General features: G+C 49.7%; 13 protein-coding genes. All 13 read left to right on the forward strand.

The window, feature by feature from the left end; all coding sequences use genetic code 11:
* Positions 1 to 765 precede the first annotated feature (765 nt).
* The 13 genes from ACFWUL_RS00810 (at position 766) to ACFWUL_RS00870 (ending at position 14,572) form a co-directional block, all read left to right on the forward strand.
* On the forward strand, positions 766 to 2,064 hold the full coding sequence (locus ACFWUL_RS00810) for an SLC13 family permease (RefSeq protein WP_416177517.1): 1,299 nt from the start codon (positions 766 to 768) through the stop codon (positions 2,062 to 2,064).
* A 93-nt stretch (positions 2,065 to 2,157) separates the two neighbouring features.
* A complete protein-coding gene (locus tag ACFWUL_RS00815) occupies positions 2,158 to 2,286 on the forward strand; it encodes an OadG family protein (protein WP_297019490.1) in 129 nt (42 codons plus the stop codon).
* A 57-nt stretch (positions 2,287 to 2,343) separates the two neighbouring features.
* A complete protein-coding gene (locus ACFWUL_RS00820; RefSeq protein ID WP_416177518.1) occupies positions 2,344 to 3,468 on the forward strand; it encodes a sodium ion-translocating decarboxylase subunit beta in 1,125 nt (374 codons plus the stop codon).
* A 1,099-nt stretch (positions 3,469 to 4,567) separates the two neighbouring features.
* Entirely contained in the window at positions 4,568 to 5,866 is a 1,299-nt protein-coding gene (locus ACFWUL_RS00825) for an SLC13 family permease (RefSeq protein ID WP_416177519.1), read from the forward strand.
* 112 nt (positions 5,867 to 5,978) lie between these two features.
* The gene (locus tag ACFWUL_RS00830) at positions 5,979 to 6,107 is read left to right on the forward strand and encodes an OadG family protein (protein WP_416177520.1); all 129 of its coding nucleotides are present in this window, start codon (positions 5,979 to 5,981) and stop codon (positions 6,105 to 6,107) included.
* 31 nt (positions 6,108 to 6,138) lie between these two features.
* On the forward strand, positions 6,139 to 7,263 hold the full coding sequence (locus ACFWUL_RS00835; RefSeq protein WP_416177521.1) for a sodium ion-translocating decarboxylase subunit beta: 1,125 nt from the start codon (positions 6,139 to 6,141) through the stop codon (positions 7,261 to 7,263).
* A gap of 472 nt (positions 7,264 to 7,735) precedes the next feature.
* Complete coding sequence (locus ACFWUL_RS00840) at positions 7,736 to 7,903, forward strand: hypothetical protein (RefSeq protein ID WP_273317580.1); 168 nt, start codon at positions 7,736 to 7,738, stop codon at positions 7,901 to 7,903.
* A 1,057-nt stretch (positions 7,904 to 8,960) separates the two neighbouring features.
* Positions 8,961 to 9,281 carry a phospho-N-acetylmuramoyl-pentapeptide-transferase gene (locus ACFWUL_RS00845; protein WP_297041824.1) on the forward strand — a complete coding sequence of 107 codons (321 nt, stop codon included), beginning with the start codon at positions 8,961 to 8,963 and terminating at the stop codon, positions 9,279 to 9,281.
* Positions 9,282 to 9,429: 148 nt separating this feature from the next.
* Entirely contained in the window at positions 9,430 to 10,581 is a 1,152-nt protein-coding gene (locus ACFWUL_RS00850) for a sodium ion-translocating decarboxylase subunit beta (RefSeq protein WP_416177522.1), read from the forward strand.
* Positions 10,582 to 10,593: 12 nt separating this feature from the next.
* A complete protein-coding gene (locus tag ACFWUL_RS00855; RefSeq protein WP_416177523.1) occupies positions 10,594 to 10,716 on the forward strand; it encodes a hypothetical protein in 123 nt (40 codons plus the stop codon).
* Between the two features lie 74 nt (positions 10,717 to 10,790).
* Positions 10,791 to 12,164 (forward strand): aminopeptidase, encoded by a 1,374-nt coding sequence (locus ACFWUL_RS00860; protein WP_416177524.1) that lies wholly within the window; start codon positions 10,791 to 10,793, stop codon positions 12,162 to 12,164.
* Between the two features lie 548 nt (positions 12,165 to 12,712).
* Complete coding sequence (locus ACFWUL_RS00865) at positions 12,713 to 13,156, forward strand: cupin domain-containing protein (protein WP_416177525.1); 444 nt, start codon at positions 12,713 to 12,715, stop codon at positions 13,154 to 13,156.
* A 342-nt stretch (positions 13,157 to 13,498) separates the two neighbouring features.
* A complete protein-coding gene (locus tag ACFWUL_RS00870; protein ID WP_416176725.1) occupies positions 13,499 to 14,572 on the forward strand; it encodes an IS630 family transposase in 1,074 nt (357 codons plus the stop codon).
* Positions 14,573 to 14,656 lie beyond the last annotated feature (84 nt).

Genomic DNA, 14,656 nt, shown 5'->3' on the forward strand with positions numbered 1-14,656 from the left:
CCAACCGGTATTCCCGTCAGTCATTCGTGCCGTAGGCTGGCCAGCTTTCCTAGAAGCTAGCAGCTAACAGCTAGAAGCTTCGCACGAATGACTCTATCCATCAGCGCCAAACCCATCAGCTCGACAAACTGAAATTGGCAGTGCATTTGTTGAAAGCCATTATAAATTATACTTATAGCATCTAATATAAAAAAACTATTACAGAATTGACGCTATGACATAATAGAACGTGGATTAATCTATTTGCAAAAGCAGGGGGGCGATGGGAGAGCGGCAAAAATAGAAAACAGGTAAAAAATGGAAATTTATGAAGAAAACAGGAGAATTCCAGTATTTACCTGTTTATTTGCATAGATTACTAGCTATTGCTTAAATGCAAATTGATATAGCCAAAGCTAATATATAGAAATTACATAGCATAATATATAGATATTTATGCAGATTTGATTATGAATTTAACTACCTTTACAATAATTACAGGTGTTAGGAAAGGGGCCTCAGGCAATCAGCAGTACCTTATGAGGACCTTTCCGCAGGGAAATGGATGTGCCATTTCCCATGATGGGAGCCTCGCCCCGGGGCTGTAGGAAAGGAGGATAGCGGTTGACTGGGGATATCCGGATTCTATATGGGAATTGATTTGTATCCAGCCATTATTTATCTATTAATGTCTATGAATTCATAGGATTTCCGGACCTTTCTGTTGTCTTTTATCCGGCACCGATAATTGGGGACAGAAGAAACTACATAGGAAGGTGAAAATTTATGGATCCAGCTATTACTACATTATGCGTACTGGCGGTAGCTGCATTCCTGTTTGTAACGGAACTGATTCCGCTGGCTGTCACCGCTATGGCAGCCTGCACGGCCCTCGGTATCCTGGGCGTTCTCCCATCCAAACAGGTCTATGCAGGTCTCTCCAATTCTACCGTTGTCCTCTTCGGCGGCATGTTCGTTATCGGCGCCGCTATGTTTAAGACCGGGCTGGCGGAAGCTATCGGTCTGGCAGTCGTTAAGAAGGCAGGAACCAATGAAGTGCCGCTCATGGCAGCTATCATGGTTGTTACCATTATCCTGTCTTCCGTATCGTCCAATACGGGCACCGTGGCATGCCTTATGCCGGTTATCATCGGTATTGCCAATGCAGCCAATATCCCGGCATCCAAGGAACTGATGCCTCTGGCTATCGCGGCTAACGTAGGCGGTACCATTACCATGATTGGTACTCCTCCAAACGTTATTGTTACCGGCGCTCTGTCCGCTGCCGGTCTTCCGTCCTTCGGATTCTTTGAATTTGCTCTGATCGGTGTGCCTCTTTCCATTATCGTTCTTCTCTATACCCTTACCATTGGCCGCAAGACCATTCCGGTGAAAAATGCAGGTGCCATGGACGCGGCAGCTGTGGAAGCAGCGAAAAAAGAAGCCGGTGCTTCTGACGATTCCGCTCCGAAGAGCAAGACAAAAATGTGGATTTCCGGCCTTATCCTTATCGGTGTTGTTGTCTGCATGGCACTGAATCTTAAGACCGTTCCGCTGCAGACCGCTGCTGTAACCGGCGCTATCCTCTGCGTTGTTACCGGCTGCCTGAAGGAAAAAGAAGCCTACGCAGGCATTGACTGGGTCACCATTTTCCTGTTTGCCGGCATGCTTTCTGTGGCAACTGCCATGGATAAGACCGGCGCAGGCAAGCTGATTGCGGATACCGTTGTCAGCATGATGGGTGCCAACCCGAACCCCATCGTTCTCTGCGCTGTGCTGTACCTGATTTCCAATGTCCTCACCCAGTTCATGTCCAACACTGCATCTGCAGCCCTTCTGGCTCCCATCGGTATTTCTATTGCCCAGTCCATCGGTGCTGACCCGAAACCGGTACTTATGTCCATCGGTATCGCAGCATCCATGGCTTTCGCAACTCCAATGGCTACTCCGCCAAACACTCTGGTTCTCGGACCCGGTGGATTCTCTTTCAATGACTATGTGAAAGTCGGCGTACCGCTCTGCCTGATTACATTCATTGCCAGCGTACTGATCATTCCGATTTTCTGGCCCTTCTTCCCCGGATAACGGGTGAGCTTCTGTATCATAAACAGAAGGGGGCCGGGACACTGATTTTCCGGCTCCCTTCCTGTTATTTCTTTTAAAGAAAGGTGGATAAACATGGCATCTCCAAGCCCGCTTTCTATTTGCCTGACCAATATGGTCATCGTATTTGCGGTTCTGATCGTGCTGGCCTGCGTCATCCAGCTGATTCACGTGGTGGATCCCACCAAAAATAAAAAGAAATAAGGAAGTAGAGATTTCTGCTGTATTTCCAGAATACGAAAACCACAGGAGGTATACAATATGGATGGCTTTATGAGAGCCCTTGTCTCTGTATGGACAGACTCCGGCTTTGCCGCTCTGACCATCGAAAACCTGATTATGATCCTGGTGGGCATTGTCCTGCTGTATCTGGCAATTGCAAAAGAGTATGAACCTCTTCTGCTGATGCCCATTGCCTTTGGCGATATTATGGCCAACTTCCCCAATACCGGTTTTGAAACCGATATGGGCGTAATGATGGCTATTGGATTTGGTATTAAGTACGAAATTTTCCCACCGCTGATTTTCATGGGCGTAGGTGCCATGACCGACTTTGGTCCCCTCATTGCAAACCCGAAGACCATGCTTCTGGGTGCAGCTGCCCAGATCGGCGTATTCGTAGCCCTCGCCGGCGCTATGCTCCTGGGATTCAATGTCCAGGAAGCAGCATCCATCGGTATCATCGGTGGTGCTGACGGCCCGACCTCCATTTACCTGACATCCAAACTGGCTCCCCATCTTCTGGGTGCTGTAGCCGTTGCTGCATACTCCTACATGTCCCTGGTTCCTCTGATCCAGCCGCCGATTATGAAGCTCTTCACCACGAAGAAACAGCGTCAGATCCGGATGACCAACCTTCGCCCGGTTACCCATTTCGAAAAAGTAGCATTCCCAATCGTCGTTTCCATCGTCGTATCCCTGCTTCTGCCGCCGGTAGCAGCACTGATGGGCATGCTCTGCCTGGGCAACCTGTTCGAAGTATCCGGCGTAACCGCCCGTCTTTCTGATACCGCCCAGAATGCCCTCTGCAACATCGTTACCATTTTCCTGGCAACCGGCACAGGCCTGACCATGACCGGTGATAAATTCATTCGTGTACAGACCCTTGAAATCATCTGCCTCGGCCTCGTAGCATTCGCAGCCGGCACCGCTGGCGGCGTACTCTTTGGCCAGATCATGAGAATTGCATCGGGCAACAAAGTGAACCCGCTGATCGGTTCTGCAGGCGTATCTGCCGTTCCGATGGCAGCCCGTGTATCCCAGGTTGTGGGCCTTCGCGATAACCCGTCCAACTACCTGCTGATGCAGGCTATGGGCCCGAACGTAGCAGGCGTAATTGGTACCGCTGTAGCAGCAGGCACCATGCTGGCACAGTTCGGAGGCTGATTCCTTACGGAATAGTCTGAACAAAAAAAGCACTCCCTTGGGGGGTGCTTTTTTATTGGCTCGATTACCTCTACATTCCGATGTATAAGTTGATAGCTGTTAGTGAGGAAGGAGGAGGGAGAAGTTAGGAGTGGTGGTGGCGGCGCACAAATTGGGAAGCGCCGCCATTTTTTATAAATCGTCTATTTTGTCCTATTGCGGTTTGTCGAACTGTTGGAGCGGCGCTGATGGATAGAGTCATTAGAGCAGGGGCTAGCCACTAGCTTTCTACAGCCTACGGCGCGAATGATTAATGGAAATACCTGGTTGGAAGCGCCGCAGGCGGGTCAGCTTTCCAGGCAGCTAGCAGCTAAAAGCTAGAAGCCCCGTGCCAGTGACTCTGTCCAACAGCATGCTAAAACGTTCACTATAACAGCTCGCTGAAATTGGCCAATCCGGATTTTGGCCATACAAAGAGGATGTTGTGATATATAGTATTCTTTTATATGAGCTATCGTAAAAATTAATAGCCATTAAAATTCGGACAATGGGAAGGCTATAAATACAGATGACCTAAAATGTAAAGTATATAAATACAAATGCAATTGAACTGCATGTATGCATAGCAGCCTATCTTTTATAAATTCAATGGCCACAGGGGTGGCCGCCAAGTTCTCTTTGGAGAAATGATATGCATTCTCACTGGTTCAAGAATGGGTAATAATGAATTTCCGAAGAAATTCAATTAAAAAAATTGGAGAATATGGAAGCAAAAGATTTTAAAATCTTCTGCCGGCTATAAAATACATAGCTTGCAATGTATATAAGGACAGGTTAAAATAGCCAAAGTGCCTATCTTTTACAGATGCCTTTGATTTGCATATGCTGTATCGGATAGATGTGAGCCTGTCCCAGGCTGTGACCGGAGGAGGATAGAAGGTTGACCCGGGAATCGATTACGGATAGTTTTGTAATTCATCATTCGGATTTTTAGCAATTATTCTTTAATAATTTCATAGGAATATGAGTTCTTACACTCTCCGACTCCCTGCCTGTGTGAACCGGATTTGCACTGATTAGGGGAAACCAGGCAGAAATAATTCTAGGAAGGTGAAAATTTATGGATCCAGCCATTATCACACTGTGTGTACTGGCCGTGGCCGCATTCCTGTTTGTTACCGAACTGATTCCGCTGGCTGTCACCGCTATGGCAGCCTGCACCGCACTCGGTATCCTGGGCGTTCTCCCGGCTAAACAGGTGTATGCAGGTCTTTCTAACTCCACCGTCGTACTTTTCGGCGGTATGTTCGTCATCGGCGCTGCCATGTTCAAGACAGGCCTCGCTGAAGCTGTAGGTCTTGCCGTTGTTAATAAGGCAGGCACCGGCGAAGTGAAGCTGATGGGCGCCGTTATGCTCGTTACCATTATCCTGTCTTCCGTGTCTTCCAATACCGGTACCGTAGCATGCCTCATGCCGGTTATCATCGGTATTGCCAAGGCTGCCAACATTCCGGCATCCAAGGAACTGATGCCTCTGGCAGTAGCTGCTAACGTAGGCGGCACCATCACCATGATCGGTACCCCGCCAAACGTCATCGTTACCGGTGCTCTTTCCGCTGCCGGTCTTCCGTCCTTCGGATTCTTCGAATTCGCTCTCATCGGCGTGCCGCTGTCCATCATCGTTCTCGCTTACATGCTCACCATTGGCCGCAAGACCATTCCGGCTAAAGATGCAGGCGCCATGGATGAAGACGCTGTGAAAGCAGCTAAGGAAGAAGCAGGTGCTTCTGACGATTCCGCTCCGAAGAGCAAGACAAAAATGTGGATTTCCGGTCTTATCCTCATCGGCGTTGTTGTATGCATGGCCCTGAACCTTAAGACCGTTCCTCTCCAGACCGCTGCCGTTACCGGCGCCATTCTCTGCGTCATCACCGGCTGCCTGAAGGAAAAGGAAGCTTATGCAGGTATCGACTGGGTAACGATTTTCCTGTTCGCCGGCATGCTTTCCGTGGCTACCGCTATGGATAAGACAGGCGCAGGCAAACTGATTGCGGACACCGTAGTTAACATGATGGGTGAACATCCGAACCCCATCGTTCTCTGCGCTGTGTTGTACCTGATTTCTAACGTCCTCACCCAGTTCATGTCCAACACCGCATCCGCTGCACTTCTTGCACCAATCGGCATTTCCATTGCCCAGTCCATCGGTGCTGACCCGAAACCGGTACTTATGGCTATCGGTATCGCAGCATCCATGGCTTTCGCAACACCAATGGCTACTCCGCCAAACACCCTGGTTCTCGGACCTGGCGGATTCTCTTTCAATGACTATGTCAAAGTCGGTGTACCGCTCTGCGTGATTACATTCATTGCAAGCGTTATCATTATCCCGATTTTCTGGCCATTCTTCCCCGGATAATTATCGCGGAAAGGGAAAACAGATTCATTGTTCCATGGTCTCTCCCAGGGGGCGGGACTGTGGAATCCTGATTCCTGCCTTGGCAGGATGAAAAAGAAAGGTGGATTTATACATGGAAACTCCGAGCCCTATTTCCATTTGTATCGTTAACATGGTTATCGTATTTGCCGTTCTCATTGTTCTTCAGTTCATCATCCAGCTGATTCACGTCGTGGATCCGACCAAGAATAAAAAGAAATAATCGATAACTTGTAAATAGGAGGTACAAAACAATGGATGGCTTTTTGAGAGCACTCGTTTCCGTGTGGACAGACTCCGGCTTTGCCGCTCTGACCTGGGAAAACGTAGTAATGATTCTGGTAGGACTTGTCCTGCTCTATCTGGCAATCGCAAAAGAGTACGAACCTCTTCTGCTGATGCCGATTGCATTTGGTGATATTATGGCCAACTTCCCGAATACCGGTTTTGAAACCGATATGGGCGTCATGATGGCTATTGGTTTTGGTATTAAGTACGAAATTTTCCCGCCGCTGATTTTCATGGGTGTAGGTGCCATGACCGACTTTGGTCCGCTGATTGCAAACCCGAAGACCATGCTTCTGGGCGCAGCTGCCCAGATCGGCGTATTCGTAGCACTGGCCGGTGCTATGGCTCTTGGATTCAATGTCCAGGAAGCAGCATCCATCGGTATCATCGGTGGTGCAGATGGCCCAACCGCAATTTATCTGACATCTAAACTGGCTCCGCATCTTCTGGGTGCCATTGCAGTAGCAGCATACTCCTACATGTCCCTGGTTCCTCTGATCCAGCCACCGATTATGAAGCTCTGCACCACCAAGAAACAGCGCCAGATTAAAATGCAGACCCTTCGTCCGGTATCCCATTTCGAAAAGGTTGCATTCCCAATCGTCGTAGCTATTGTCGTATCCCTGCTCCTGCCGCCGGTAGCAGCACTGATGGGCATGCTCTGCCTGGGCAACCTGTTCGAAGTATCCGGCGTAACCGCCCGTCTTTCTGATACTGCCCAGAACGCACTGTGCAACATTGTTACCATTTTCCTGGCAACCGGCACAGGCCTCACCATGACCGGTGATAAGTTCATTCGTGTACAGACACTGGAAATCATCTGCCTGGGCCTCGTAGCATTCGCAGCAGGCACCGCAGGTGGCGTCCTCTTTGGTCAGATCATGAGAATTGCATCCGGCAACAAAGTGAACCCGCTGATTGGTTCCGCAGGCGTATCTGCAGTTCCTATGGCAGCCCGCGTATCCCAGGTCGTTGGTCTTCGCGATAACCCGTCCAACTACCTGCTGATGCAGGCTATGGGCCCGAACGTGGCAGGCGTAATTGGTACCGCAGTAGCTGCAGGCACCATGCTGGCACAGTTCGGAGGCTGATTCCTTACGGAATGAGCTCACAAAAAAGCACTCCTTCGGGAGTGCTTTTTTAGTGGTGCGCCCAGCATGGGTGCACTCTTAAGGGTGAAAGTCCCTAGACTGCCCGACAGTGGGAAGGTCATAGCTGAACACCAAGGGTGTCCATCGTGAGGTGGAATCTGAAGGAAGGTGCAGGCAAATCTCCGGTCCGATGTACAAGAATCACATAAGGCTACGGCAGGATGGATAAGGTTGCCACACAAACTGAAGTCCCATAGCTGTACGGAATCCTGCAGAGTACATGTGGCGGATAGATGGAGAGAAAGAGTGCGTTCTTACCTGGGGAGGTCTCACGGACACAGCAGAATAAGGCTGTATTTACTGGGCTGTGCTGTGGTTGAAATAAGATTTATCGTGAGAAGTCAGCAGAGGCCATAGTACCAGATGGCTCATAGGCATCTGGGAAGGGCCGAACTTTAGGAGATGTTAGTCAATGAAAGTAACCAACCATGGGCTTAAAGGCAGACAACTTCAGAAAGAAGACTACTGGCAGAAAGCAGCTGCAGAACAGCAAGGATATGCCGGAGTGCCCATCCATGTGAGGATTGCTGAACACAACAACATCATCGCAGACTTGCATAAGCAGGAATGCGAAAACTAAAGAACCGCCGTATACCGAACGGTACGTACGGTGGTGTGAGAGGTCGGCGGGCCGAAGCCCGCCTCCTACTCGATGTTGAAATAGAGCCATTCTTGCGAGTGAGGATAGGGACGTTAATGAGGAATGAGGGATGAGGAATGGAGGAGGCGGCGCACAAATCATATAGCACCGCCAATTATAGAAACAGGCAGCTCGTCAAATTGCGGTTTGGCGAGCTGTTGTGTACGGCGCTGATGGGCAGAGTCATTCGAGCGGGGGCTTCTAGCTCCTAGCTGTTAGCAACTAGGAAAGCTGGTCCGCCTGCGGCGCTGGTGAGAGCTTGGTTAGAGTCACTCGCACGGGGCTGGTAGCTTCTAGCTTCTAGGAAAACTGGCCAGCCTGCGGCGCTTCCAACAGAATCCCTCACCCCGGTGGGGAGCTCCCTTTGGGAAAGGGAGCCTCGTGCAGTGTCATCTTCACGTTTTTGGGTCAGAGTCTTTAGGTTTCCAATAGCGGCAAAGCCGCCAAAGCACCGCAACCTCCCCTCTTTATAGCAGTTTGCAAAAATAATAAGAATAGCTGACCTCAGCCGTCATTTCGAGCGGTGGCAGCATGCTAAGTGACAACGCAGCTTAGAATAGCTACAGCTACGATGAGTCGAGAAATCTTTCTTGCGTTTGGGAATACAGGGTTTTGCAACCGTCGTCAGCGTTGTAAGACCGCCAGAGGCATTATTCTGAGAGATCTCTCGACTCTCTCTCACATTCTATTTTTATGTTTCACCTCATTGCGGTGCTTACCACCGCTCGAGATGACGGAATTGAATAGAGGCAACAATTTTGCAAACTGCTATAGAGGGGAGGGGGACCGCGTTAGCGGTGGAGGGGTGCTATTGGAAGCGCCGCAGGCGGACCAGCCTTCCTGGTTGCTAATAGCTAGGAGCTAGAAGCCCCCGTGCGAGTGGCTCAATCCATAGCATGCAAATCCGCCGCCTAACAAATTGCAAAAAACTCATTCTTACTATATAATAGGGAAGATGTAAAGGTAGATACTTTTTAAGGATGGTGCATCAGCATATATGGATAGTATGAAATTGATTGATTTGTCCGGGGTCCAGGATTTCCATGCGGGCCGTTTTCTCCTGTACTGGCTCGTAGCTTCCATTGTGGCCGTCATTGTGGCTTACAGCATTGGCCAGGAAAATAAGCTGAAATGGTTTAAGCAGAGAAAATCCAATGGCTTCATGGTCCGCCGCGGTGTCTTCGGAAACTTCAGCCTTTTGGGCGTACCGAATACAAAGCAGGGCATTGCCATTACTGCCGGTATTTTTATTGCTTCCGGTGTCATCTGGGCGCTTCTGGTATTTGTCATTCTTCCTGTTTTCGGTTATAATTTATAAGAAAGATAACTTCATATTTCATTTCCTGCGTATGGCACAGGGGCAGGAAAATCATATGATCCTTACAAAGGACCTGGCATTGAAAAATGTCAGGTCCTTTTTTTAAACCAATCTGTCTGTGCCCGGTTCATGGGAAAGGAGAAAACGAATGACCCCATGGGAAAGTATTGCAAGAGAACTGTTCAGCGGTGTCTTGGGAATGGGAGACCCCAGGGTATGGTTCATGTTTTTGATTGGAGGACTCCTCATCTGGTTGGGCGTGAAGAAGGACTATGAACCCCTCCTTCTTTTTCCCATGGGCGTGGGCTGTATCCTGGCCAATATCCCCGGCCACTTTGCGGTCATTCCCACAGGCGGCGGGGAGCCGGGGTTCCTTTCGGTGCTTTACAATGCAGGCATAGCCAATGAGCTGTTTCCTGTGCTCATTTTCATTGCTGTAGGGGCCATGTGCGAGTTCGACCCTCTCATCCGGGCGCCCTATGTCATGCTCTTTGCAGCGTCCGCGCACTTTGGCATCTTTGCAGCGGCCCTGCTGGCGGCAGCCTTCGGTTTTCCCTTTAATGAAGCTGCGGCCATCGGCATCATCGGGGCGGCAGACGGGCCTACCACCATATTCGTGGCCCAGAAATTTGCCCAGAACCTGCTGGCACCGCTGACGGTGACCGCCTTCTGTTACATGTCCCTGGTTCCCATTATCCAGCCGCCCATCGTGAAACTGCTGACTACTAAAGAAGAACGGCGGATCCGCATGCCCTTCCGGGCAGAGAAGCCGGTGTCCTGGACAGCCCGGTTCCTCTTTCCTCTCATGGTGGTGCTGGTGGCGGGGATTCTGGCCCCCATTTCTGTTCCCCTCATCGGTGCCCTCATGTTCGGGAACCTCATCAAGGTATCTGGCGTCACGGACTCCCTGTCCAATGCTGCCCAGAATGAACTGGCCAACCTGGTGACCCTCCTTCTTGGCATTACGGTGGGAGCCACCATGACTGCCGATAATATCCTGACTTTGGATGTACTGAAAATCCTCCTCCTGGGAGCGGCGGCCTTTGTATTTGACACGGTGGGCGGCGTTCTTTTTGCCAAGGTGGTGAACCTTTTCCTGAAGAAGAAAATCAATCCCATGATCGGAGCCTGCGGTATTTCCGCATTCCCCATGTCCGGCCGGGTGATTGCCCGCATGGCTTTGAAGGAAGATGGTTCGAACTACATCATCCAGCATGCCATGGGTGTCAATGTGGCAGGCCAGGTGGCTTCAGTGGTGGCGGGGGGCCTGGTGATGGCCCTCATTCCTGTTCTCATGTAAGGAGGAAATCAGATGACAAGTATAGAATCAGCACTGCTTCTCATGGGCATTGCCTATCCCCTTCTTTTTGTGGTGATGGCCCTTTTTGCCCTGCTCACGAAACTGCTGGGGACCCTGCCTTCTAAAGACGAATAATCCGGAGCGGTGGGAAAGTCTTTTCCCGTATAGTATAATGGATTTATGATAATCATTCTCTATAGGAGGTTACAATGAAAGAGACATACAGCAGGACAAAATCCGTATGGCAGCGGATGAATAAGAAAGAACGGAAGGCAGCCATGGATTATGGCGAAAAATATAAGACCTTCCTTGATACGGCCCGGACGGAACGGCTGGCGGCGAAAGAAATCATCCGCCAGGCGGAAGAAAAAGGCTTCAAGCCCCTCTACGACATGAAAAAACTGGAACCGGGGGATAAGGTATACTGGAACCAGAAGGGAAAATCCGTTATCCTGGCGGTCATCGGTAAAGAACCGGTCCACGAAGGAATCAAAATCGTGGGTTCCCATATCGATTCGCCCCGGCTGGACCTGAAAGCGAACCCGGTCCATGAACAGGAGGGGGTCGTTTATTTCCGCACCCATTACTATGGGGGCATCAAGAAATACCAGTGGACCACCATCCCCCTTGCCCTGATCGGCGTCATTTATACAAAAGACGGGAAAAAGGTGGAAATCAACATCGGCATGAAGGAGGATGATCCCATATTCTACGTATCGGACCTCCTCATCCATATGGCCCAGGACCAGATGAAGAAACCCCTGGCTGAAGGAGTGACCGGCGAACAGCTGCAGGCCATTGCCTGGACAAACGGAGAGGGAAAGATGAAGCCGAAGGAAGCATTCATGAATATGCTGAAAGAAACTTACGGCATCGAAGAGGAAGACTTCGCCGCAGCGGAACTGGAACTGGTACCGGCCACGAAGAGCAGGGACGTGGGATTTGACCGTTCCCTCATTGCTTCCTATGGCCAGGATGACCGGGTATGCTCCTATGCGAACCTGGAAGCCATCCTGGATGCCAAACCCGGAGAAAAGACCCAGGCTGCACTCCTGACGGATAAGGAAGAAATCGGTTCCTATGGCAATACGGGCATGGAATCCTCCTATTTCGTGAAGTTTGTCATGAAGCTTCTTTCTCTCCAGGGGCAGGGCGGGCTCCTTGATTTCTATGAAACCATGGAAAACAGTGAGATGCTTTCTGCCGACGTAAATGCCTGTCTGGACCCCATGTTCCCGGAAGTATCAGAAAGGGACAATGCGTCTTTCCTGGGGTATGGCATTAACCTCACCAAGTACGGCGGTGTACGGGGCAAAGCCGGCAGCAACGATGCCAGCGCTGAATTTCTCCAGAAGGTCCGCACCATTTTCAACGAAGCCGGTGTATGCTGGCAGATCGGCGAACTTGGGAAGGTAGACCAGGGCGGCGGCGGAACCATCGCCTTCATGATGGCCGACTGGGGCGCCGAAGTGGTGGATTGCGGCACAGCCATGCTGTCCATGCATTCCCCCTATGACCTCCTGTCCAAGGCTGATGCCTATGAGACTTACCTCGCCTACAAAGCGTTCTTTGAAAGTAAATAAGGGATAACAAAACCCGGCGCCATGCGCCGGGTTTTTGTAGTGAGGATATTTCAGCCGGTGGAGCTGTTGGTTTTTGGTGCTGTTGGGTATAGCCATTCGCATGGAGACTCCAGGGAAGCACTGATTAAATCGTTGTCAGATTTTATTCTTGGATTTTTATGCAATGCGAGGAATGATCCGACGCGAATAGCGAGCTATTTAAGGAGGATTATGACGAAGCAGTGCATAAAAATCCTTATGAAATCTGACTCTGCGAATTAATCAGCGCTTCCCTGGGAAGGCTGATCTGCCTGCGGCGCTCCATACCGATTATTTCCGACGGTCATTTATAACCCGGGCTGGTCCCCTGAAAGCCGGAAGCCCTATGGGAGTGACTCTATCCATCAGCATGCAAATCCGCCACGAAGCGGCCGTTTCTCTTGGGGCTATGGGTCTAGAACCAGGGACTCTATCACTCAGTATGCAAAATGATCTGGATTTTTAACAGGGACCGTTCCTTATGTTAAAATAAAAATATCAGTAATCTGAAGAAACAGGAGGATACAGTCATGATTCATCGTTTCCATAAAGGGAAAAACCGGTGGGATGGTATTGAGCCCCACATTTACAAAGAAAACCCCGGCGTATTCCGGGATGTGACGAAGCAGATCCTTTTTGATAATGAAGCGGACCTGCCGGTGCAGTTCCGGTATTTCCAGGTGGAAAAGGGAGGATTTTCTTCCTTTGAGCATCACCACCACATGCATGTGGTCATGATTTTCAAAGGGAAGGGCCATGTGCTTCTTGGAAATGAGGTATATGAAGTGCATGAGGGAGACTTCATGACTATTCCACCCTGGCAGTGGCACCAGTTCAAGGCGGACATGGGGGATATTCTTGGCTTCCTGTGCCTTGTGAACCATGATCGGGATATCCCGGTATATCCGACGGAAAAGGATATAGAGGAAATTCGGAAAAATCCGGAAGCCGCTGCATTTTTGGATGAAAAATAGCTTTGCCTTGAAGTAAGATTTAAGCTGTATAATGTGAGCGGAATCGGAATAGGCATGCGAATTTCAGTTTGTCGAGCTGATGGGTTTGGCGCTGATGGATAGAGTCAGACGCGTGAGAGCTCCTAGCTGTTAGCTGCTAGCTTCCAGGAAAGCTGGCCAGCCTACGGCACGAATGACTGACGGGAATACCGGGTGGAAGCGCCGCAGGCGGATCATCCTTCCTAGCTGCTAGCCGCTAGAAGCTAGTGTCTAATTTCATAAATAATAGATTGTATTGCCGGACACAGCAAATAATGGTATACTTATTCCAGATAAATGCAAATTGCAGGGGGGGATAACGTTATGCCAAAAGTTGCTAAGCAAATACGCTGCTCCGAAAGCGAACGCATAGAACTGCATAAAATCGTAAACTCTCAAAAAACAGAGCATCGCATTGTAAGACGTGCAAAAATGGTTCTTCTATGTCTTGATGGAATGCAAATCAAGGATATCGCGGCTAAGTTGGGGGAACGCCCCAATACCGTTAGCCTTTGGCGGAATCGTTTCGCTGAACAGGGCATCCCTGGACTACAGGATAAGAAAAGGCGGGGCCGTACTGCTCAATATGGACCGGAATTCCGCGAAATGGTGTTAAATAAGCTGAAGGAAGCGCCTCCAGACGGGCTAGCACACTGGGATGGTCCTACACTGGCAAGAGTTCTGAATGTCTCAAAGGCTGCCATTTGGCGACTTATGAGAAAGGAAGGAATACAGCTGGCAAGGCAGCGTTCCTGGTGTGTCAGTACTGATCCGGAGTTTACTAAAAAGTCTGCTGATATCGTGGGACTTTACTTGAACCCGCCAGAGAATGCTGTCGTAATCAGCGTTGATGAGAAACCATCGATACAGGCCTTAAGTAGAGCCCAAGGATATGTACTTACTCATAACAAGAAAATTGTGCGCGGGTTGAAAAGCACATATCGGAGGAATGGAACAATAAATTTATTCGGTGCACTGGAGGTAGCTACCGGACAAATTTATGGAAAGACAACAAAGAGAAAAACCAGAGAGGACTTTGAAGAATTTTTAGATGACTTATTGAAAAGTGAGCCGGGTGGAGACAAAGTGCAATATCATATTATTGTCGATAATTACTGCACGCACAAGCGCTTAAACGACTGGCTGGAAAAGCATCCTAATGTCCATTTTCATTACACACCAACGTCAGCAAGCTGGCTGAATGAAGTGGAAATATGGTTTAACATTATGTCGCGAAAAGTGCTCCGAGGGGCAAGTTTTGACTCTGTTTCGGATCTTGTGTCAGCGATTAAAAAGTTTATTGCTGCCTACAATGAGCATGCAGAACCGTTCCGCTGGAAAAAACGTGAGGTCAAGGGTTCGCAACTTAGGGATACAATCGGAAACTTACGAAATTAGACACTAGGAGCTCCATGCGAGTGACTCTATCCGCAAGCATGCCAACCGCCAAACCCCAACAGCTCGACAAACCGCAATAGTCCG

The organism is Dialister sp., assembly GCF_047832375.1.
In the GTDB taxonomy this organism is placed as follows: Bacteria; Bacillota; Negativicutes; order Veillonellales; family Dialisteraceae; genus Dialister.